This is a genomic window from Pigmentiphaga sp. MLSB6-MA01, assembly GCF_058793475.1.
In genome coordinates this window covers 127,184-148,613 of sequence record NZ_JBXAFV010000015.1, presented here as the reverse complement: position 1 = coordinate 148,613, position 21,430 = coordinate 127,184, and the positions used below count along the sequence as shown (strand labels likewise).

Genomic DNA, 21,430 nt, shown 5'->3' with positions numbered 1-21,430 from the left:
AGGAGACTAGAAGGTGCCAGACACCATAGACGCACACAGGCTGGAAAAACGCCGCCAGGCGACGATCCGGTCCCGTTCCAGAAAGGACAAGCACGTCTACTTCCAGGGTGTCGCCAACGCACGCTACCTGCTGCGCAAGGTGTTCCGCATGGTCGAGGAAAGGGCCAAGCGCGCCCATATCGATCCGCTCGCGCACCAGGCGCTGATCCAGATCTACGGCAGCATGGGCAAGAGCCTGCGCGTCAAGGATGTCGCGGACCGCCTCGACATTTCCCAGGCATTCGCGTCCAGCCTGGTCCGCGTGCTGGTCGACAACGGCTACGCGATCCGCAGCCGGGAAGGCGAGGACAAGCGCGAGACGCGGGTGACGGTCACCGAGACCGGCATCGCCCTGCTGACCGGCATCGATACCGCGGTGCAGGCCGACGTGGACGCGTTCACCGAGAGCCTGAGTGAAGAGGACAAGGAGCAGGCCTTGTCCATCCTGTTGTTCTACGTGGGAACGTCGATCGAATCGTCCACCAGCGACGCACCGCTCTGAACACTCAAGCCCGTTGGGTGGGGTCCGGCTTGAGCCGGCCCAGCGCGCCGGCAACCTGGCTGGCCGATTCGGTAAGCCTGGCCAGATAGCGGTCCACCGCCTCGGCCGACGTCATCACCGACGAAAACCAGGTCAGGCCCATCGTGGCGACGATGCCGCCGCGATGGAAGACCGGGATCGCCAGCGTGCAGGACTGCTGGCTGAGTTCGGGCACGCGCAAGGCATAGCCCTGGCGGCGGGTCTCCTCCAGCAGCCGCTCCAACCCATCCGGATCATGCGCAAGCGCGTCTTCCTCGCGGCCGCTGCGGCGAACCACGTCGAGGATGAACTCGCGCTCCTGCGGATCGCAGAACGCGAGGTAGGCCAGGCCCAACGCCCGCCCCACCAGGCTGCGCCGCAGATTGATCGACGAATGCAACAGGGACAACGGCGACTGCGGAATGGTGCTGTAGCGCACCACCATCGCGTCGATGTCCAGCAGCGCCAGCGTGACCGGCCACTTGAATTCGCGCGTCAGCGCGTCGCACACGGGCGTGGCCACCTCGATCACCTGCGGCTGGTGGTTGTAGCCGCAGCACAGCGACGCCACGCCCGAGGCGAGGTAGTACGCGCCGAACCGCACCGACTGCGCCACCAGCCCCTTGGCTTCGAACGTGCGCAGCAGCCGTGCGATCGTGGACTTGGGTATGCCAGTGCGCCGATGCAGATCGTCGAGGCTCGACACCGACTGCCGGTTCAGCGCCTGCAACAGCTCGATCGCGCGCTCCACGCTGCGGATGCCCGCGCGGGCACGTTCGTCCTGCCGGTCCGGAGGCGGCCGGGTCATGCCGGCGGCGTCCCGGCTCCGCCGCCGGCGGTGCGCGCCGCCATGTGCTGGCGGTAGGTGCTGAGGCGATAGCCCAGGTCGGGGGAGGCTTCTTCCACATGCATGGAGATCGCGATGGGCAGACGGTCGGACAACGGCTTGAACCGTGCGAGGATGGCCGCGAACAAACGGTCGGTCGACGCCTTCTTGACCGCCGGATCCCGGCCGGGCAGCGTGCGCAGGACAAAATGCACGAAGACGTTGTCGGGGTGGCCGTCGGCGATGCGATAGCGCCGGACGGGCACCGCGCGGGTGCGCAGCCCCGCCAGCGGAAAGACGCCATCGGCCACCACCTCGCGGTGCACGTCGCCGAGCAGCGCATCGACTTCGACGTGCGACTCCAGATTGTCGGAATACTCCATCCACAGATGCGGCATGTCGGTCCCCTGCTTTACTGGATGCGCAGCTGATGCCGCTGGATGAACCCGGCGATGTCCTGCGCCTCGCCACGATACTTCTTGCCGAAGGCCGTGGCGCTCTGCACGTCCAGGATGATCCCCTCTTCCCCCAGCTTGTTCTGGACCGCCGGATCCCTGAGCGCGGCATTGATGGCCGTATTGAGCCGCTCGACCACCTCGGGCGGCGTAGCGGGCGGCGCGAACACGCCCAATGCGCCGCTGGCATTGAAGCCCGGCGCGCCGCTGCGGGCGATGACCGGCAGCTTGGGAAAGGCCGGGCTGGGATCGGGCGAACCGATGGCCAGCGCCCGCACGGTGCCGCTCTGCAGATGGCCTGCGGCCAGCGACGACGAACCAAAGATGGCCTGCACCCGGCCGCCCAGCATGTCGGTCAGCATCTGCGCCGCCCCCTTGTAGGGCACGGCGGTCATCTTCAGGCCAAAGGCCGCGTTCAGGTGCTCCAGCGCGAAATGATTGGGCGAGCCTATGCCGCTGGTGCCGAAGTTGTAGATGCCGGGCCGGCTTTTGACGAGCGCCACGAACTCCTCGAAGGTCTTGGCGGGAAAATCGGCGCCGACCAGCAACAGCGTGGTCGGCCGCCCCACCGAGGCCACCGGCAGCAGGCCATTGACCGGATCGAAGCTGAGCCCCTGGTTGGTGGCCGCCGCGATCTGCAGCGAGGTATAGGCGGTGAACAGGATGGTATGGCCATCCGGCCTGGCCTTGGAGGCAAGACTGGCGCCGACAAGCCCGGCGGCACCGCCCTTGTTCTCGGGCACGACGGTCTGCCCCAGCATGGGCCCCAGCACGGTGGACAACTGGCGCGCGACGGTATCGACGATGGCCCCGGGCGGATAGCCGATCAGCATGGTCACGGGTTGACTCGGATACGTGCCCTGGGCTTGCGACGGCGCGGCGGCCAGCAACGTGAAAACGGCTCCCAGCAGGCTTGTGACGGTACGGACGGCGCGCGGACGGGCGCGCGCCGCCAACATGGCGGAACGGAACATGGATGTCTCCAGGAATGAATCGTTATGGGACGACGCGCCTCAGCCGCCGGCGGCCGGATCCTCGTAGTCGGCCGAGTTGCAAACCCAGTGGTTCGCGATGAAATCGCGTCGGGGCGGTGAAAACACGTCGATCAGCAGGTGGTAGCCCGGCCCGACGCCTTCCGTGGTGTGGACCAGGTTGACCGGAATCACCAGCAGCGTGCGCGGATCGGCCTGCATGTGCGCGTCCTCGCGCCAGCGCGTCGCATCGCCGCCCCACGGCGTGCGCAGGTGGTGCACGAACTTGCCCTCGATGGCGAGCGAGCCCTGCTCGAAGCTCGCATGGCTGTGGGGGCTGAGCTGGGTGCGGTCGCGCGGGCCGTCGTATTCGACCCAGTTGATGCTGAGCGTATCGGTCTGCAGCATCTTCAGGCGCTTCTTGTCGGGTGGCGGGATGATGTCGTCGACGGGAATGACGACCAGCTCGCCTGCCTTGCGCACCCGGCGGAAAGCCGGGGTCGAGGCGACGATGCGCGGGTCGTGCTCCGCGCTGTTCAGATAGTCCTGCTGCGCCAGGTCGGCGCGTGAACTGGCGATCAGGATGCCGGGACCCGGGGCATCCAGCGTGATCGTGCAGGTTCCCGCCGGAACGATGCATAGCGAACGCCCTGGCGCGTCGGCCCGGCCCCCTTCGTATTCGATATGCGCGCCCGCGCCCGGCAGCAACAGCAGCAGCTCATGCGCGCTGCGGGCCGCGTGGGGCTGGGTACTGTCTATCCATTCGACCGAGAAATTCTGGGCCCGGCCGATGCGCCGGCGGGAAGCCGGGGTATCCAGGTCGATCAGCGCCGCGTCGCGCAGCACCGTGAAGTCGTTATCGCTTGCCATGGTTGGATTCGTAGCGTGTCATTCAGTTGAGCGGAGGACTGGGACGGGGCAGCTCGACGAGCTCGCCGACGGAGGAATACTGCGAACCGCCGAGACGCGTCAGCGGGCGCGTGCGGGCCACGTCGAAATGGCCCTGGGGCGTCATGAACGCCTCGTCCAGGTGGACGCCCACGATGCGGCCGAACACCACCGAACTGCGGGTCTCGCCGGGCCGCTCGGGCTCGATCTCGACGATGCGCAGCAACGTGCATTCGAGATGGGCCGGCGAGGCGCCCACGCGCGGCGGGCGCACCTTCACGCTGGGGAGCTTTTCCAGCCCCGCCAGCGCGAATTCATCCGTGCCGGGCGGCACGTTCAGCGAGGTCTGGTTCATCGCGTCGCGCAGGTCCCAGGTGACCAGGTTGGCGACGAATTCCTTGGTGGCGCGGACGTTGGCCAGGGTGTCTTTCTCGGGGCGGTCGCCCGCCGCGTTGCACGAGAAGATCAGCACCGGCGGCGCCGTGGAGACGAGGTTGAAATGCGAGAACGGGGCGAGGTTGGCCACGCCCGTGGCGCTGAGCGAGCTGATCCAGCCTATCGGTCGCGGCGCGACGATGGCGTTGAACAAGCTGCGCTTGAAACCGGACGAGGTTTCGGGATCGAGGAACATGGCGGCGGGACGGGAAAATCGGGTGACGGGCGCACCGGCGATACCTCGCCGCGTGCGGTTCGTGAAAAATATACGAACCCGCGCGCGGTACTGTCCATCGACATTTCCCGACTTTTCTCCCAGTGGAAAGCTCGGCCGGCGCCGGGCTTTCCACGGGCGCGGCCGCTCAGGCGGTGCCGCCCACCGTCAGCCCTTCCATCCGCAGCGTGGGCTGGCCGACGCCCACTGGCACGCTCTGCCCGTCCTTGCCGCACGTACCCACGCCGGAATCGAGCTTCATGTCGTTGCCGATCATGCCGACCCGGGTCATCGCGTCCGGACCGTTGCCGATCAACGTCGCGCCCTTGACCGGATAGGTGATCCGGCCGTCCTCGATCATGTAGGCCTCGGAAGTCGAGAAGACGAACTTGCCGTTGGTGATATCCACCTGGCCGCCGCCGAAGTTGACGGCATAGAGGCCCCGCTTGACCGAGCGCACGATTTCCTCGGGATCCTTGTCGCCGGCCAGCATGTAGGTGTTGGTCATGCGCGGCATGGGAAGATGGGCGAACGATTCGCGGCGGCCATTGCCGGTCACCGGGGTCTTCATCAGCCGCGCGTTCAGCGAGTCCTGCATGTAGCCGCGCAGGATGCCGTCCTCGATCAGCACGTTGCGCTGCGAGACATTGCCCTCGTCGTCGATGTTCAGCGAGCCCCGGCGGCCCGGAATGGTGCCGTCGTCGACCACGGTCACGCCCTTCGACGCCACGCGCTCGCCGACGCGGCCGGAGAACACGCTCGACCCCTTGCGATTGAAATCGCCCTCCAGCCCGTGGCCCACGGCCTCGTGCAGCAGGATGCCCGGCCAGCCCGAGCCCAGCACCACGGTCATCTCGCCCGCCGGCGCCGGGCGCGCCTCGAGGTTGACCAGCGCCTCGTGCACGGCGTGGTCCACGTATTGCCGCAGCAGTTCGTCGCTGAAATAGTCGAAACCGGTGCGGCCACCGCCACCGCCGTGCCCGACTTCGCGCCGCCCGTCCTGCTCGACGATCACGGTCAGGGACAGCCGCACCAGCGGCCGTACGTCGGCGGCCAGCCGGCCGTCGCTGCCCGCCACCAGGATGACGTCGTACTCGGCGCCCAGGCCCGCCATGACCTGGACCACCCGCGTATCCTTGGCCCGCGCCATCCGCTCCACGCGCTCCAGCAGCGCGACCTTGTCCGGGGCCGGCAACGAGATGAGCGGGTCCTGCGGAAGATAGAGCGAGCGCCCCTCGGTGGGACGATAGCGGCTGGCGACCTTGACCCGGCCAGCGCCCTGCCGCGCGATGGTGCGCACCGCGCGGGCCGACGACAACAGGGCATCCTGGGACAGCGAATCCGAATAGGCGAAGGCGGTCTTCTCGCCGCTGAGCGCGCGCACGCCCACGCCCTGTTCAATGGAGAAGCTGCCGGTCTTGACGATGCCCTCCTCCAGGCTCCAACCCTCGCTGCGGGTGTACTGGAAATACAGGTCGGCATAGTCGACCTTGTGGGCGAAGATCTCGCCCAGCGCGCGAGCGAGGTCCCCCTCGTCCAGGCCCCAGGGGTCCAGAAGCAGGGATTTGGCGGTGGCCAGGGACTGGATGTTCGGTTCTACGAGTTGCATGGATGGGTGATCAGGAAATCGTTGCGAAACGCGGCGAAGGCCACGAGGTCTACAGTACACGATGGCGCAGCGCGGGCAGCGCGGCGCGCACGTCGGCGATACGGGCCGGGTCCAGCAGGCCGTCGACCACGCCCGGGCCTTCGGGCAGCACGGACTGCACCGCGCCCCAGGGATCGACCAGCATCGCGTGGCCCCAGGTCCGGCGTCCGTTGGGGTGCGTACCGCCCTGCGCCGGCGCCAGCACGTAGCACTGGTTCTCGATCGCGCGGGCGCGCAGCAGGATCTCCCAATGCGCCTGGCCTGTGGTGTAGGTGAAGGCGGCCGGCACCAAAATCAAGTCCACCGGCCCCAGCGCCCGGTAGAGCTCGGGAAACCGCAGGTCGTAGCAGGTGGACAGCCCGACCCGACCCCAGGGGGCGTCGAAACCCACGGGCGAGACGCCCGGCCGGATGCTCTGCGCCTCGTCGTAGGACTCGGCGCCGCGGCTGAAATTGAACAGGTGGATCTTGTCGTAGCGCGCCAGCGCCCGGCCGTCGGGTCCGTAGACGAAGGCCGTGTTGTAGACCCGGCCGGGATCCGGGCATTCCAGCGGCAGGGTCCCCCCCGCCAGGTGGATGCCGTGCCGGCGCGCCTGGGTGGCCAGGAACTCCTGGACCGGACCGTGCCCCTCGCGTTCGCGGATGGCTACTTTCTCGCGGTCGCCATGCCCCATGAAACAGAAATACTCGGGCAGCGCGACCAGGTTGGCGCCCCGGCCGGCGGCTTCGGCGATCAGGGCTTCGGCGTCGGCGAGGTTGCGGTCCACATCCGGTGTCGAAACCATCTGGATGGCCGCCACGCGCACGGGGGCGGAGGCGTCGGAAACGGTCATGGGCGGGAATTCCTGGCGAGGTGTTGCACGGGCATCCGGCTATTGTCGCGCAGAATCACGGATGAGGCGCCGCCGGGTCGGCCACGGGCGGCGCCGGCTCCTTGCCCGCCGCGTCGACCTTGGTGCTTCCGACCTTGGCCACCTGCGGATCGGCCCAGGTGCCCGTGACTTCGTACTGATAGGCCAGGACCTTGGACAACGGGTCCTTGAGCAGCAACTGCGCCAGGAAAACGCTCAGCCCCACGGCCGGATTGACCGCCAGCCCGTACAGCAGCGAGGCGGCGCCGGCATCGAGCTTGGGCACCACGACCACCTGCAGCCGCTGGGTCTCGCGCGCCAGGTCGGCGTCGCCCGCGATGACGACGGTGGCATTCACGCCGTTCATCTTGAAGTCCTCCGTATGGGCCACGCCGTTGGCGATGGACGCATGCGCCCGTATCGTGTCGTAGGCGAAGCCTTCGCTGAAGATGTCGCGGAAATCCAGCGTCACGCGGCGCGGCAGCGATTGCAGCGACAGCACGCCCAACAGCTTGGCGATGCCCGGCTCGGCCTTGAGGAACTGCCCCTTGTCCAGGGACAGCTCGACCTTGCCGGACAGGGTAGCCAGGTCCAGCGTGTACGGCAGCCCTCGCCACGACACCTGGGCCGACATGCTGCCCGACCCGCCCGCCATGGTGCCATGCACGCCCATGCGCTCCAGGAACTTGCCGGTGTCGGCGAGCTTGAGCACGGCATCCAGCGACATGGTGCGCCGGCCTCCCGCCTGGGCGCCGGCCTCCAGCTTCCAGACACCCGAGCCGTCCAGCTCGGCATCGGGATTCTTCACATTCAACCGGCGCAGCCGCCATTCGCGGCCCCGGTCCGAACTCTGGGCCAGCACCTCCAGCCGCCCCAGCGCCTTGCCGAACAGTTCGAAGTGTTCGGCCACGAGGTCGATTTCCGGCACGTCCTGGTCCTCCACGGCGGCCTCGTCCAGCGCGCCGGCGCGGTCCGCGTCCTCGCCGGCGATCACCAGCCGCGACAGCCGTGCGTTCAGGCGGTTGGGTCCCGCGCCGCCGCGGGTTTCCGCCCACGACAGCCGGCCGGCCAGCTGGGTCGACTCCACGTCGGCCCGCCAGTTGGCGTTGCCGCCGCTCTCCTGCCGCACGACGTACAGCGAGACCTTGTCCAGTTGGCGGCCATGCACGCGCAGTACCGGAGTCGACAGGCTGAGGCGGTTGAGCGGAACGCTCAGGCCGCCGCCCTGGCCGGACCCCGGCGCCGTGCCCGGGGGCGGCTCGAACTCCGCCGCCACCTTGCGCAGGCCGTCCACATCCACTTCGGGCAGGGAGGCGCTCACACTCAGCCCGGGACCGCTGATCGTGGCGGCACGATTGATACCGATGGCGGCGCGCAGGGCGGCCACGGCGCCGCCGGCGGCATGGTCGCGCTCGACGTGCAGGTTGACGGCGGGCCCCAGGCTGCCGGCGAACCAGTCCATTCCGGGCTGGTCCGCCGTGGCGGCGGTACCGCTCCACTCCAGCCGCGACGGGCGCGCCTCCTGCGCGGTCTTGCCCAGCGGCGCGGGCAGGTCGGCCGCCAGCCCCACCAGGTCGGACTCCACCAGCACCGTGGGCATCTTGCCCGGCAGGATCCGGACTGTGGTCTTGTAGGCAGTACGGCCGGACAGCCGCGCCATGCCCGGAGCCTGCCACCAGAAACCCAAGGCGGCCGCCGATGCGGTGCCCTCGGCCCGCAGCAGGTCGCCGCCGTCCGGCTGCGGGCCGCCGGACAATTTCACCGGGCCGCCCAGGGCGGTGCCCGCCACGTTGCGCAAGGCGATGCCATGCTGGTCGAACGCCACCGTCCCGGTCAATTGCGAAAAAGGCGGCACCGTGGAAGCCAGCGCGAAGTCGTTGCCCGACAGCCGGACCTCCCCCTTGACCTGCACCTCGCCATGGCCAGGATCCGCGTCATGATGGTCGAGCGGAATGCGCAAGGACAGGGGCACCACGAAATTGCCGCTCGCGGAGGCTTCATCGAGCGCGCCGTCTATCATGCGCCCCACGGGCGAACGCTTGACGAAGGCCAGGAACGCCGGGGCCGCTCCCCGCGTCTCGCCGTCGATCTCCAGCAACGGGCCGTGCTCGAGGTTGGCGATGGCGGCGCGCGTGCGCCCCATGTCCACGGTGGTCGAGCGGTCGACCCGCACGCGGCCGGAACGGACATCCACCCCCATCGACACCCGGTCGAACACCAGATCCCCCACGAGCGCTTCCAGCCTGGGCCAGGCGTCGCCCTGGGCCAGGGGCTCGGGCAGGTAGTCCAGGGTCACGCCGCCGACCTTGCCCGCCACCCGGAACTCTCCGGACTTGTCCGCGCCATAGGGAAAGGTGTCCAGGTCGCCGCGCACGCGCACGTCCACGTTCTCGGCCTGTCCCGAGACCAGCGCGTGCTGGAGCCAGGTGCGGACATCCGCGCCGACCACGATGGGGATATAGCGGTAGACCTCGCGCACGTCGGCGCGCACCAGCGTGCCCCGCAGATCCAGCGTTCCGGCGGGACCGCGGCCATGGCTGCTCCAGTTGCCGCTGAAGCGGCCTTCCACGCCGCGGCGGCTGAAATCCAGATGCTCGACGTCGACCGTCCAGGCGCCATCGGCGCCCTTGCGCGCCGCGGCCCGGGCATTGAAGACATCCATGGGCAGGTCGGGCTCGGCGAACACGCCCGGAAAGCGGAGCACGGCGTCGCGCGCGGCGACGTCGATGCGCCCGCCCTGGCCGTCCATCTCGATGCTGCCCTGCAGATTGGTGAAGCCCGGCCGCTGCGGATGATGGCCGTCGTTCACGGCCGGCTCCGGCGCCGCGGCGATCGACAGGCCCGAGAACCTCGCGCGGCCCGATATCGCCGATGGCTGCGTGGGCGGCCCCTGCCAACCCAGCCGCAGCTCCTCGATCCGGCCCGCGGGCCGCAGGTCGGCCAGTTCCTTGCGCAGCGTCCCGGGCAAGGGCAGGCTGTCGGCCAGGCGCAGGCCCGTGGTCAGGTCGAAGCCATCCGCCTCGACCTGCGTGGCCGGCGGCATGCCCTGGCGCCCGGGCGTCCAGGCAGCGGCCAGCCGTTGGAGATGCAGCGCCAACCCGTCGCGGGTCGATACGTCCAGCCCGGCCAGGTCCAGCTTGTAGCCACCATGCGCCGCCGGGGCAAGATCGGCCCGGCCCGCCAGGCTGGCGATGTCCAGCGGCGGCAGGTCCGGCCCGAACTGCACGCTCAGGTCGCGCAGGGCCAGTTGCGCCGTACCGGCGCGGACGCGTCCGCGGTCGTAGTCCACCCAGGCCCGCACGGCGCCCATGCCCTGCCTCGGCTCGCCCGGCAGGTCCAGCCAGGGCCGCCATCCCGCCAGATCGACGCCGTCCAGCGCCACGTACAACGATCCGCGCCATTGTTGCGGATCGGCGGCATCCAGCGTGAACCAGCCATGCGTCAAATCGGCGCGCACGTCCAGCGCGGACCCCAGGGCCGCGGGCGGTTCGGCCCGGAGCGCGGCGCGATGGTGGCGACCGGCATTGCGCATCACGAAGGCCACGTTGGCGATCTCGAGCGGCGGCGCTTCGCGCAACGCGTCGTTCCACCGCAGGCGGCCGCCGCGCACGACCACTTCGCGCTGGGCCAGCAGCCAATCCAGCCCCTCCCGCGATCCGCCCCGGGCCTGGGGATCGACTTCCCAGCCCGCGATCCAGTAGCGCCCCTGGGCGTCGCGCCGTGCCTCGACTTCGGGAGCGTCGAGCTGCAGCCGCAGCAGGCGCGGCTCCAGCACCAGCAGGCTGCGCCACGACAGGATGGCCGACACGCGGGGCAGGCTCAGGCCGGGCTGGCCGGACGGATCCGATACCTGGACGCCGGACAGCTCGAAGCTGGGATGCAGGCCCAGCCATTCGGCATCGATCTTCCCTATGGTGACGGACGCGCCCATCGCCCTGCCGACCATGCGCTCGATGCCCGGCCGGTAGTCGTCGATGGCGGGAAGCACGGCGTACCGCACGACCACCAGGGCAACCACGAACAGGAAATAGACGGCCAGGATCACCCAGACCAGGGGCCGCACGACAAGGCGATAGAGATAGGCTAGGTCGATATGCACGAAGAAACGGCGAAACGCCGTCGTTCCGTCGAAGCGGCCGCTGTGGCCTGTGGATGGATGAATAGGGAAATGGAAGCTTATACCGGCCCGCATGTCTTATGCTGGCTTATGCGCAAAACTTCTTCGTGGCGCACAATTCTGTAACGTCCTGCCACAACTTTCGCCATGTCAGACACTTCGCTGCTCACTCCTGCGCTTTCCTGGTCGGGCCACCTGCGCCGACGCATAGACGCCCAGCCCGACTACGGGCGATGGCTGGCCGACGCGGTCTCCCGCCCGGTCGACGCCCAGGCCCTGGCCGCCTGGTTCGACGAATTGCGCACGGCCCGCGGCGCGGCCGCGGCCGGCCCGCTGCCGGTCGCCGACTGCCGCGCGGTGCTGCGCAGGCTGCGCGAACGCGTGTTCTGCGCCGTCATGGCGCGCGATCTGGCGGGCCTGGCGCCGCTCGAGGAAGTCGTGGGCGCGATGACCCGGCTGGCGGACCTGGCGATCGAGCAGGCCTATCGCAGCGTCGCGGCCGAACTGGCGGAGGTGCACGGGATCCCGCGCGAGAACGGCTCCGGCCTGCCCCAGGAAATGCTGATCGTGGGCATGGGCAAGCTGGGCGGCGAGGAACTGAACGTCTCGTCCGACATCGACCTGGTCATGCTGTACGGCGACGAGGGCGAGACCGACGGGCGCCGGCCCATTTCCCACCACGAGTTCTACGGCAGACTGACGCGGCGCATGATGCCGGTCATCTCCGAGATCGACGCCGACGGCCACGTCTTCCGCACCGACCTGCGGCTGCGGCCCGATGGCGACGCCGGACCGCTGGCCTGGAGCCTGGACGCCTTCGAGAACTACCTGATCTCGCAGGGCCGGGAATGGGAACGCTATGCCTGGCTGAAGGCGCGCCGCATCGAGGCCCAGGCCTTCGAGGGCAGCGACCCCGCCGCCCAGGCGGCGCAACTGGAGGCGCTGCGGCGTCCCTTCGTCTACCGCAAGTATTTCGACTTCGACGCCCTGGCGGCGCTGCGCGCGCTGCGCGAGCGCATACGCGAGGACTGGAACCGCCGTTCGTACAACGGCAGGGGCGAACAGGCCACCCAGGCCGACAACGTCAAACTGGGCGAAGGCGGCATCCGCGAGATCGAGTTCGTGGTCCAGCTCTCGCAACTGATACGCGGCGGCCGCACGCCGACGCTGCAGGAGCGAGGCCTGCTGGCCGCGCTGCACGCCGAACGCGAGGCCGGCCTGGTCCAGCCGGACGACGCCGGGCGCCTGGAAAGCGCCTACCGCTTCCTGCGACGGGTCGAACACGCCCTGCAATACCGCGAGGACCAGCAGACCCATCTACTGCCCGAGGACGACGAACGGCGCGCCGAACTGGCCCGCGCGCTGGGCTTCGACGACCCCGCCGCCTTCGAGCGCACGCTGACCGCGCACCGCGAGTTCGTCGAGACCACCTTCCGGGGCGTGTTCGGCCAGAACGACGGCGACCCGTCCCCCGGCGGACGCGGCGCGGGCGATCCCGAGGACCAGTTGGTCGAACGCATACGCGCGACCCTTCCCGCCGAGGCCGACAACCTGCTGCCACGCGCCGCCGCGCTGCTCGACAGCCCCCGGATACGCAGCCTGCCCGACAACAGCCGGCGGCGCCTGGCGGCCCTGCTGCCGGCGGCGGTGGATGCCTGCGCCGGCACCAAGGCGCCCGCCGCCGCGCTGCTCCGCATGTTCGGGTTGATCGAACACATCGCGCAGCGCAGCGCCTACATGGCCCTGCTGGCCGAGTATCCCGACACCCTGGCCCGCGTGGCCCGCGTTTTCGCGGCCAGCGACTGGGCCGCGGGCTACCTGACCCGGCACCCGCTGCTGCTGGACGAATTGCTGGACTGGCGCACGCTCATGGTGGAGCCCGACCTGCCCGCCATGGCCCGCAAGCTCAGCGATGAACTGGATGCCTGCGTGATCGACGGCAGCGGCGCGCCCGACGTCGAGCGGCAGATGAACCTGATGCGCGACACGCAGCGCCAATGGGGTTTCCATCTGCTGGCGCAGGACCTCGAAGGCCAGTTGACGGTCGAGCGGCTGGGCGACTACCTGTCCATGGTCGCCGACATCATGCTCGAGGAAACGCTCAAGCGCGTCTGGTACAGCGTATCCAGGGACGAGGGCCGCACGCCGGCCCGTTTCGCGGTCATCGCCTACGGCAAGCACGGCGGCAAGGAACTCGGCTACGCCTCGGATCTCGACCTGGTGTTCCTGTTCGACGACCCGCGCGAGGACGCCGGCGAGATCTACGCCCGCTTCGGCCAGCGCATCCTGTCGTGGCTCGGTTCGATGACCGCCTCGGGACGCCTGTACGAAGTGGATCTGCGCCTGCGCCCCGACGGCCAGGCCGGGCTGATGGTCATCTCGACCGAGGCCTTCGAGCGCTACCAGAAGGAACACGCCTGGCCCTGGGAGCACCAGGCCATCACGCGCGCCCGCTTCGCCGCCGGCGACCCCGAGGTGGGCCGGCAGTTCGAACGGATCCGGCGCGAGGTGCTGCTGATGCCGCGCGACGCCCGCCAACTGGCCGACGAAGTCATCGCCATGCGCCGCAAGATCGGCGAAGGCCATCCCAACCGCACGCCGGACTTCGACCTCAAGCACGATCCGGGCGGGATGGTGGACGTCGAGTTCGTCACCCAGTACCTGGTCCTGCTGCACGCCCGCGAACACGAGATCCTGGTGCAGAACCTGGGCAACATCGCGCTGCTGCGCCTGGCCGCCGAGGCGGGCCTGATCCCCGCCGACCTGGCGCGGCGGGTGGGCGATGCCTATCGCACGCTGCGGCGGGAGCAGCACGCGCTGCGCCTGCAGGACGTGGAAAAGGCGCGCGTGCCGCAGGACGCGCTGACGGCGGAGCGCGCCGCCGTGATCGAACTCTGGGAGCGGGTGCTGGGCCCCCGTTCCTGAACTCCCCCGGGGGCTTGCCGCCCCCGCCTTCCCCTCCCCCGCGGTCTGCCCGCTGCCCGGGCACGGCTCGCGCACGCCTGTCCGCGATATTCCCACCTAGGGTTTCACATAGGTCTTAATTTTGAGTTTTTTGCGTAATATGCAAAAAACTTAATTTTCCTATGGCGGTTTATCGCCACATATCAGGCTTTATTTTCATAATGACCCAAAGACCCGGTCTTTCCTTCAGCCACGTCGGCATCTTCGTCACCGATATCCAGCGGATGGCCGATTTCTATTCCCAGGTCCTGGATTTCACGATCACGGACCGCGGACTGCTCGACGGCCCCCATGGCCCGATCGAACTGGTGTTCACCAGCCGCGACCCGGACGTCCATCACCAGATCGTGCTGGTGTCGGGCCGCCCCGCCGATGTCCGTTTCAACGTCATCAACCAGTTGTCGCTCACCGCCGATTCCCTGGAAACCTTGCAGCGCTATCACCGCCGCCTTGTCGAGGCGGGCGTCGCGGACCTCGCGCCCGTCACGCACGGCAACGCGCTGTCGCTGTACTGCCGCGACCCCGAGGGCAACCGGCTGGAGCTGTACATCGACACGCCCTGGTACGTCTCGCAGCCCATGCGCGTCCCCATGCCCATCGAGCTGCCGCCGGCCGAGCTCATGGCCTGGGCCGAGCGGCACGCGCGCGCCCTGCCCGGCTTCCGCAGCCGCCAGGAATGGCGGGCCGACATGGCCCGGCGCATGGGCGTGGAGCAAGCGCCGGCATGACGGAAAGCGCTTCCAGCCTGGGCCGCATGCTCACGCTGCTCGACGCCTACACCCACGACCGGTACGCCTGGACGGTGGACGACCTGGCCAGCCATTTCGGCTTCACGCCCTCGTCCACCTACCGCTACGTCAAGGAACTGTGCGCGGCCGGCCTGCTGATACGGCTGCCGCGCGGCGTCTACGTGGTGGGCGCGCGGGTGGTCGAACTCGAATCGCTGATCCGCGAAACCGACCCGCTCACCCGCGCCAGCCAGCCCATCCTGCGCGGACTGGCGCAGGAGACCGGCTGCCATGTGCTGCTTTCCAACGTCTACGGCGAGCACCTGCTGAACGTCGCGCACGAACCCGGTATCGAGCCGCTGGAACTGACCTACATGCGGGGCAAGAGCCTGCCGTGGTTCCGCGGCGCGCCTTCGCTGTCGGTGCTGGCGTTCTGGCCGCGGGCGCGCGTGCGCAAGCTGTTCGAGCAGACCCACGCCGGCGCCGACGAACAGACATGGAACGCCACCTGGGCCAACCTGAAGGCCATACGCAAGGCGGGATACGCCATCAGCCACGCCGGGCTCGATCCCGACGTCATCGGCTATGGCGTGCCCGTGATCGTCGAGGATGAAGTCATAGGAACGATCTCCCTGGTCTGCTCGAAGCAGCGGGGCGAGTTCCTCAACGGCGCTGCCCTGGGGGTCGTGCTGCAACAGAAAAGCCGCGAGATTTCCGCCCGCCTGCAGACGGCGGACTGAGCGGCGCCACGCGTGCCCCGACGGGGCCGCACGAAAACAGGGACGAAGAGGAGACCCACCATGAACAACACCATCACCGGCCGCCGCCACGCTCTTGCCGCGGCGGGCATCCTGGCCGCGGCACTGGCCGGCCCCGCGCACGCGCAGAACACCTATCCGAACCGGCCGATCAAGCTGCTGGTCGGCTTCGCGGCCGGAGGCGGCAGCGACGTCGTCGCCCGGCTGGTCGGCAAGGCACTGTCCGAGCGGGTCGGCCAGCCCGTCATCGTCGAGAACCGCGCCGGCGACGGCGGCAACATCGCCTCGGCCCAGGTCGCCAAGAGCGAGCCCGACGGCTACACGCTGGTGCTGATGACCAGCGGCCACGGCACCAACGCCGCCATGCGCAAGGACCTGCCCTTCGAGCCGGTCAAGGGCTTTGCCTGGGTCTCCACGATCACGACGTATCCGCTGACGCTGGCGGTGGCGCCGTCGTCGCCGATCAAGTCCTTCGACGACTTCGTCCACCGCATCAAGACCGAAAAGGACCGCTACACCTACACCTCGGTCGGCGTCGGCACCGCCATGCACCTCGTGGGCGAATGGATCATGGCCGAAAGCGGCGGCAGCGCGCTGCACGTGCCGTTCAAGGGCGGGGCCGGCCCGATGACCGAGCTGCTGGCCGGACGCGTGGACGTCATGATCGACACCATGACCAATACCGCGCCGCTGTTCAAGTCCCAGCGCGTACGCCTGCTGGCGACCACCGCGCCCAAGGGCGTGCAGGCGCTGCCCGGCGTGCCGAGCGTGGCCGACACGCTGCCCGCCGTCGTGTTCGAATCGTGGCTGGGCATCGCCGCGCCGGCCGGCACGCCCGCCGACGTGGTCGCGCGCCTGAACCGCGAATTGCGGGCGGTCCTGGACATGCCCGCCGTGCACCAGCAACTGGTCGATTGGGGCGGTTCGCCCAAGGCTTCCACGCCCGACGAATTCCAGGCGCGCGTCGAGAACGACATCCGGCGGCTGCGCGCCGTGGTGGTCCAGCGCAACATCCAGGCCGAATGAGGGATGCGGGCCGTCAGCCCGCCAGCCACCTCAGCAGCCAGAGCGTGGCCATGCCCGCCACGATCATCGCGATCGTGTTGCGGGTGGTCACCATGACCGCCACCGCGATCACCGCGGCCAGGGCCCGCCAGTCGAACACCGGCATGCCGCCCTGCGCCCAGGGCAGCAGGTCCGGCACGATCACGGCCGCCAGCGCCGCGGCGGGCGCGTAGCGCAGCGCCCGCCTGACGCCCTCGGGCAGGGGCACGTTGTCGCCCAGCAGCAGGAAGCCGGCGCGCGTGAGCACGGTGCACAGCGCCAGCGCGACGATCACCAGCCAGACGTACAGGGAATCGGATACCGGCGGCAGGGTGGACGGACTCATGCCCCCGCCTCCTTGCGGCGCTCCAGCGCCCGCTCCGTGGCCACGCCGGCCCAGACGCCCGCCACGACCGCCAGGACCAGCCCCAGCCGCAAGGGCAGCGGTTGGCCGGCCCACCCGACCAGGGCCGCCGCCCCCACCGCCGCGGCCACCGGCCAGGTCGCCACCATGGGCACCACGATGGCGATCAGCGCCAGCACCGCGGCGAATTCCAGCGACCAGGACTGCGGCACCACGGCGCCCAGCAGGATGCCGGCCACCGAACACACCTGCCAGGTCAGCCAATTGCCCAGGGCCGAGCCCAGGAAGAACCAGGTCTGCTCGGGCGTGCCCTTGACCGCCGCGTCGCCGTAGCGGGGCATGAACAGCACGAAGCCGATGTCGCTCGTCAGGAAGCCCAGCCCCAGGCGGCGCCAGCGGGAGAAGCGGCGGAAATAGGGATGCAAGGCCGCCGCGAAGATCACGAACCTCAGGTTCACCACGCAGCCCGCGGCGAACACCAGCCACACCGGCGCCCCCGCCACGATCAGCGGCAAGGCGGCCAGCTGGGCCGAGCCCGCGTACACCAGGAAGGTCATCGCCAGCGCCAGGGACTGGCTCAGGCCGATCTTGACCATGGCCACGCCGCTGACCATGCCCCAGACGCCGATGGCGATCGTGGTGGGCGCCAGCGCCCTCAGGCCCGCGACGATGGCCGCCCGGCGTTCCTGCGGGGACAGGGGGGGCGCTGCGGCGGACGGACGCGTGGCGGACATGGGGGATGGGACGGGACGGCGGCTGGCTCCCGGCGGCAGCCGGCCGGGAAGGAGTAAAGTTATGGCTTGCAGCTATTGTAAGTGATTACCCGAATCTCCCTGGATCCCCGGGCGGCGGCGGGCGTGTCTTTCTGCGCGCCCGCTTCTTCGTTGGATCCCGTCGCAGATTGGTACAATATCAGGTTCATTTCGGAGATCTTCATCATGTCGATGTCAGACCGCGACGGCTTCATCTGGTACGACGGCAAGCTCGTGCCCTGGCGTGAAGCCAACACCCATGTGCTCACACACTCCCTGCACTACGGGTTGGCGGTATTCGAGGGTGTGCGCGCGTACAAGACCGACATCGGAACCTCGATCTTCCGGCTCAAGGAACATACCGACCGCCTGGTCAACTCGGCCCACATCTACCAGATGCAGATTCCGTACAGCCGGGAAACCCTGATGGAAGCGCAGAAGGAAGTGGTCCGCGTCAACAAGCTGGAATCCTGCTACCTGCGTCCGATCGCGTTCTACGGTTCGGAAAAGATGGGCGTCTCGCCCAAGGGCGCCAAGGTCCACGTCGCCGTCGCCGCCTGGGAATGGGGCGCCTACCTGGGCGCCGAGGCGCTGCAGAAGGGCATCCGGGTCAAGACCTCGTCCTTCGCCCGCCACCACGTCAACGTGACCATGCCCCGCGCCAAGCTGGCCTCCACCTACGCCAACTCCATCCTGGCGAACCTGGAAGCCACCGAGGACGGCTACGACGAGGCGCTGCTGCTCGACACCGAAGGCTTCGTGGCCGAAGGCTCGGGCGAGAACATCTTCATCGTCAAGGACGGCGTCCTGGTCGAGCCCGAGATCGCCTCGGCCCTGACCGGCATCACGCGCTCGACCATCCACAGCCTGGCCGCCGACCTGGGCATCAAGGTCGTCACCAAGCGCCTGACCCGCGACGACATCTACATCGCCGACGAAGCCTTCTTCACGGGCACGGCGGCGGAAGTCACGCCCATCCGCGAACTGGATCGCCGCAAGATCGGCGCCGGCCAGTGCGGCCCGGTCACGGCGCGCCTGCAACAGGCTTTCTTCGACCTGGTCGCGGGCCGCAACGCCAAGTACGGCCACTGGCTCACGCACGTCTGATCGGGAGAAACGGCCATGACCACCGAAGCCGCCAACGCCATCATCGAAGTCGATGCCAACACGCTTCCGCTTTCGTGCCCGGGGCCGCATACTCCGCTGTGGAACATGCACCCCAAGGTGTTCCTGGACATCGGAACCACGGGCGAAGCCAAGTGCCCGTACTGCGGCGCGGAATACCGGCTGAAGGCGGGCGCCAAGGTACATCACCATTGATCCCTTGCGCGCCCCGTCGAGGGGCGGCACGGGCGGACCGGCCTGGCCGGATCCGCGGTGTCCCCGGAGGGGGACACCGATGACGCTGCCCCGGCCCGCCGGGGTTTGCTTTTTTATTCACAGGACCTCCCCGTGCAGCACAACGATTACATCCTGACGCTCGCCTGCCCCGATACGACCGGCATCGTGTACCACGTGTCGGGATTCCTGTTCGAGCGCGGCTGCAACATCCAGGACTCGCAGCAGTTCGGGGACGAGGACACCCGGCTGTTCTTCCTGCGCGTGCACTTCTCGGCGCCGGACGGCCTGGACGCCGACACCGTGCGCAAGGAATTCGCCGCCGTGGGCGAGCGTTTCTCCATGCAATGGCAGATCCGCGACCCGCACCGGCGCGCGCGCGTGCTGCTGATGGTCAGCAAGCACGGCCACTGCCTGAACGACCTGCTGTTCCGCGCCAAGAGCGGACAGTTGCCCATCGACATTCCCGCGGTGGTCTCCAACCACCCCGACTTCGCGCTGCTGTCCGCCTCGTACGGCGTGCCCTTCTACCACCTGCCGGTGGCGCAGGGCGGCAAGGAACAGCAGGAGCGCCAGGTATTGCAGATCGCCGAGCGCGAGAACGTCGACCTGGTCGTGCTGGCTCGCTACATGCAGATCCTGTCGCCCGAGATGTGCCGGGCGCTGGCCGGCCGGGCCATCAACATCCATCACAGCTTCCTGCCCAGCTTCAAGGGCGCGCGCCCCTACTACCAGGCGCATGACCGCGGCGTGAAGCTGATCGGCGCCACCGCCCACTATGTCACGCCCGATCTCGACGAAGGCCCCATCATCGAGCAGGATATCGCCCGCGTGGACCACAGCATGTCGCCGGAAACCCTGACCCAGGTCGGGCGCGACGTCGAATGCCTGGTGCTGGCGCGCGCCGTCCGCTGGCATGTCGAGCATCGCATCCTGTTGAACGGCCACAAGACCATCGTGTTCGCATAAATGGCGCTCAAATCCCGCGGCGCTCCGCTGTACGCCACCTCCGAAGAAGCCGGGCAGGCCTTCTACGACGCCCTGGAGCAGGGCGACCTCGCCCAGTTGATGGCGGTCTGGGCCGACGACGAGGACATCGTCTGCATCCATCCGGGCGGCCCCCGGCTGATCGGGCACGATGCCGTGATGGAATCGTGGCGCGAAATCCTCGCCAGTTCCCCGGTGCCGATCCGGCCCACGCGGGTCCACGCCGTGCAAAGCATGATGAGTTCGGTCCACACCGTGGTCGAACAGCTCATGGTCGACACCTCCCAGGGCAAGCAGATCGTCAACTGCTATGCAACCAATGTCTTCCACAAAGGTCCCACAGGCTGGCGGCTGGTCCTGCACCACTCGTCGCAGGCCCCTGCCGACCTCGGTCCGACCGAGCTTCAGGACGTTCCCGACCTCTTGCATTGAGTCGCCCAGCCCGATCCCGCATGCCCGCCTACCTGGACACGACCCCCTGCCCCACTCCCGCATGGTTGCCCGAAGGACATAGCCAGACCATCTTCGCGTCGCAACTCTCGTCGCACCATCACACCTCGTTCCAGCGCGAACGGGTGGACACGTCCGACGGCGATTTCCTCGATTTCGACTGGACGGCGCCCGGCCTCGCCCCCGGTACGGCGATCGGCCCCGAGTCGTTCGCACGGCTGGCCGGGACGGCCGCCGGCACCGCCGCGTCGCGCAACGGGCTCGTCCTGTTCCATGGCCTGGAAGGCAGCAGCGCCAGCCACTATGCGCAGGCCATCTCGCAGTATTTCCGGGCGCGCGGCTGGACCGTCGTCGTGCCGCACTTCCGCGGCTGCTCCGGCGAACCGAACCGCCTTCCCCGCGCCTACCACTCGGGCGACTCCGCCGACGTCGGCTTCATGCTGGACGCCGTGCGGCTGCGCCTGCCGCAGCTCCGCTGGCACGCCGCCGGCATTTCGCTGGGCGGCAACGCGCTGCTGAAACACCTGGGCGAGGCCGGCGGCACCGCCGGCTGGCTCGCGGCGGCGGCGGGCGTCTCGGCGCCGGTCGACCTCATGGCCGGCGGGCGCACCCTGGGTACCGGGCTGATCAACCGCCGGATCTACACCCATATGTTCCTGCGCACGCTGAAGTCCAAGGCGCTGCAGAAGGCGCAGCAGTTTCCCGGCACCATAGACGTGCTGCGGGTGGCCAACGCGCGCGACCTGTACGAATTCGACGACGCCTATACCGCGCCCGCGCACGGCTTCCGGAACGTCGACGACTACTGGACGCGCGCCTCCAGCAAACCCCTGCTGACGGACATCGCCATCCCGACGCTGGTGCTGAACGCCCGCAACGACCCCTTTCTTCCGGGCCGCTACCTGCCCACGCCCCAGCAGGCCTCCGACCACGTGGTCCTGCACCAGCCGGCACAGGGCGGCCACGCGGGCTTTCCCACGGGAAACTTCCCGAGCAACCTGAACTGGCTGCCGCGCAGGCTGGCCGATTTCTTCCGTACCGGGCGCTAGCCGCACCCGGCATCGGGGCAAGCCCCCGCTGAC

At 68.9% G+C, this 21,430-nt stretch carries 20 protein-coding genes; 10 read left to right on the top strand and 10 right to left on the bottom strand.

Going from position 1 to position 21,430, the window contains the following annotated elements:
* The first annotated feature begins 13 nt into the window (after positions 1–13).
* The gene (locus AC1Q6E_RS22735) at positions 14–541 is read left to right on the top strand and encodes a MarR family winged helix-turn-helix transcriptional regulator (RefSeq protein WP_152792749.1); all 528 of its coding nucleotides are present in this window, start codon (positions 14–16) and stop codon (positions 539–541) included.
* Positions 542–545: 4 nt separating this feature from the next.
* On the opposite strand, the gene AC1Q6E_RS22730 is transcribed toward AC1Q6E_RS22735, so the two are convergent.
* The 8 genes from AC1Q6E_RS22730 to AC1Q6E_RS22695 all read right to left on the bottom strand — a co-directional run bounded on the left by AC1Q6E_RS22730 (position 546) and on the right by AC1Q6E_RS22695 (position 10,945).
* A complete protein-coding gene (locus tag AC1Q6E_RS22730) occupies positions 546–1,367 on the bottom strand; it encodes a DNA-binding transcriptional regulator (RefSeq protein WP_492573564.1) in 822 nt (273 codons plus the stop codon).
* Positions 1,364–1,783 (bottom strand): 5-carboxymethyl-2-hydroxymuconate isomerase, encoded by a 420-nt coding sequence (locus AC1Q6E_RS22725; RefSeq protein WP_152792751.1) that lies wholly within the window; start codon positions 1,781–1,783, stop codon positions 1,364–1,366. The genes AC1Q6E_RS22730 and AC1Q6E_RS22725 overlap by 4 nt, the downstream gene beginning before the upstream one ends.
* Before the next feature lie 14 nt (positions 1,784–1,797).
* Positions 1,798–2,814: a Bug family tripartite tricarboxylate transporter substrate binding protein gene (locus AC1Q6E_RS22720; protein ID WP_152792752.1), complete on the bottom strand. Its 1,017-nt coding sequence runs from the start codon at positions 2,812–2,814 to the stop codon at positions 1,798–1,800.
* A 39-nt stretch (positions 2,815–2,853) separates the two neighbouring features.
* Complete coding sequence (locus AC1Q6E_RS22715) at positions 2,854–3,681, bottom strand: cupin domain-containing protein (RefSeq protein WP_152792753.1); 828 nt, start codon at positions 3,679–3,681, stop codon at positions 2,854–2,856.
* 22 nt (positions 3,682–3,703) lie between these two features.
* Positions 3,704–4,330, bottom strand: a complete 627-nt coding sequence (locus AC1Q6E_RS22710; RefSeq protein WP_152792754.1) for a flavin reductase family protein — start codon at positions 4,328–4,330, stop codon at positions 3,704–3,706.
* Positions 4,331–4,496: 166 nt separating this feature from the next.
* Positions 4,497–5,957: a metalloprotease TldD gene (tldD, locus tag AC1Q6E_RS22705; RefSeq protein ID WP_152792755.1), complete on the bottom strand. Its 1,461-nt coding sequence runs from the start codon at positions 5,955–5,957 to the stop codon at positions 4,497–4,499.
* 49 nt (positions 5,958–6,006) lie between these two features.
* On the bottom strand, positions 6,007–6,828 hold the full coding sequence (locus AC1Q6E_RS22700; RefSeq protein ID WP_152792756.1) for a carbon-nitrogen hydrolase family protein: 822 nt from the start codon (positions 6,826–6,828) through the stop codon (positions 6,007–6,009).
* 55 nt (positions 6,829–6,883) lie between these two features.
* On the bottom strand, positions 6,884–10,945 hold the full coding sequence (locus tag AC1Q6E_RS22695) for a YhdP family protein (RefSeq protein ID WP_492573563.1): 4,062 nt from the start codon (positions 10,943–10,945) through the stop codon (positions 6,884–6,886).
* A 165-nt stretch (positions 10,946–11,110) separates the two neighbouring features.
* Here AC1Q6E_RS22695 and glnE point away from each other — a divergent pair, with 165 nt between their 5' ends.
* The 4 genes from glnE to AC1Q6E_RS22675 all read left to right on the top strand — a co-directional run bounded on the left by glnE (position 11,111) and on the right by AC1Q6E_RS22675 (position 16,439).
* Positions 11,111–13,888, top strand: a complete 2,778-nt coding sequence (gene glnE / locus AC1Q6E_RS22690; protein ID WP_296555530.1) for a bifunctional [glutamate--ammonia ligase]-adenylyl-L-tyrosine phosphorylase/[glutamate--ammonia-ligase] adenylyltransferase — start codon at positions 11,111–11,113, stop codon at positions 13,886–13,888.
* Between the two features lie 200 nt (positions 13,889–14,088).
* The gene (locus tag AC1Q6E_RS22685) at positions 14,089–14,655 is read left to right on the top strand and encodes a VOC family protein (protein WP_296555532.1); all 567 of its coding nucleotides are present in this window, start codon (positions 14,089–14,091) and stop codon (positions 14,653–14,655) included.
* Complete coding sequence (locus tag AC1Q6E_RS22680; RefSeq protein WP_296555533.1) at positions 14,652–15,395, top strand: IclR family transcriptional regulator; 744 nt, start codon at positions 14,652–14,654, stop codon at positions 15,393–15,395. The genes AC1Q6E_RS22685 and AC1Q6E_RS22680 overlap by 4 nt, the downstream gene beginning before the upstream one ends.
* Positions 15,396–15,455: 60 nt before the next feature.
* Entirely contained in the window at positions 15,456–16,439 is a 984-nt protein-coding gene (locus AC1Q6E_RS22675; protein ID WP_152799840.1) for a Bug family tripartite tricarboxylate transporter substrate binding protein, read from the top strand.
* Positions 16,440–16,452: 13 nt separating this feature from the next.
* Here the strand turns inward: AC1Q6E_RS22675 and AC1Q6E_RS22670 are convergent, their stop codons facing one another.
* Together AC1Q6E_RS22670 and AC1Q6E_RS22665 are read right to left on the bottom strand one after the other, a co-directional pair.
* Positions 16,453–16,803, bottom strand: coding sequence for an AzlD domain-containing protein (locus AC1Q6E_RS22670; RefSeq protein ID WP_152799842.1), 351 nt, complete (start codon positions 16,801–16,803; stop codon positions 16,453–16,455).
* Positions 16,800–17,555 (bottom strand): AzlC family ABC transporter permease, encoded by a 756-nt coding sequence (locus AC1Q6E_RS22665; RefSeq protein WP_152799845.1) that lies wholly within the window; start codon positions 17,553–17,555, stop codon positions 16,800–16,802. Before AC1Q6E_RS22665 ends, AC1Q6E_RS22670 begins: the two co-directional genes overlap by 4 nt.
* A 204-nt stretch (positions 17,556–17,759) precedes the next feature.
* On the opposite strand from AC1Q6E_RS22665, the gene AC1Q6E_RS22660 reads away from it, so the two are divergent.
* The 5 genes from AC1Q6E_RS22660 (at position 17,760) to AC1Q6E_RS22640 (ending at position 21,397) form a co-directional block, all read left to right on the top strand.
* Entirely contained in the window at positions 17,760–18,680 is a 921-nt protein-coding gene (locus AC1Q6E_RS22660; RefSeq protein WP_152799847.1) for a branched-chain amino acid transaminase, read from the top strand.
* 15 nt (positions 18,681–18,695) lie between these two features.
* Positions 18,696–18,893 carry a zinc-finger domain-containing protein gene (locus AC1Q6E_RS22655; RefSeq protein WP_492573562.1) on the top strand — a complete coding sequence of 66 codons (198 nt, stop codon included), beginning with the start codon at positions 18,696–18,698 and terminating at the stop codon, positions 18,891–18,893.
* Between the two features lie 132 nt (positions 18,894–19,025).
* A complete protein-coding gene (purU, locus tag AC1Q6E_RS22650) occupies positions 19,026–19,880 on the top strand; it encodes a formyltetrahydrofolate deformylase (RefSeq protein WP_296555536.1) in 855 nt (284 codons plus the stop codon).
* Between the two features lie 27 nt (positions 19,881–19,907).
* Positions 19,908–20,330, top strand: a complete 423-nt coding sequence (locus AC1Q6E_RS22645) for a YybH family protein (protein ID WP_152800067.1) — start codon at positions 19,908–19,910, stop codon at positions 20,328–20,330.
* 20 nt (positions 20,331–20,350) lie between these two features.
* On the top strand, positions 20,351–21,397 hold the full coding sequence (locus AC1Q6E_RS22640; protein WP_152799853.1) for an alpha/beta fold hydrolase: 1,047 nt from the start codon (positions 20,351–20,353) through the stop codon (positions 21,395–21,397).
* Positions 21,398–21,430 lie beyond the last annotated feature (33 nt).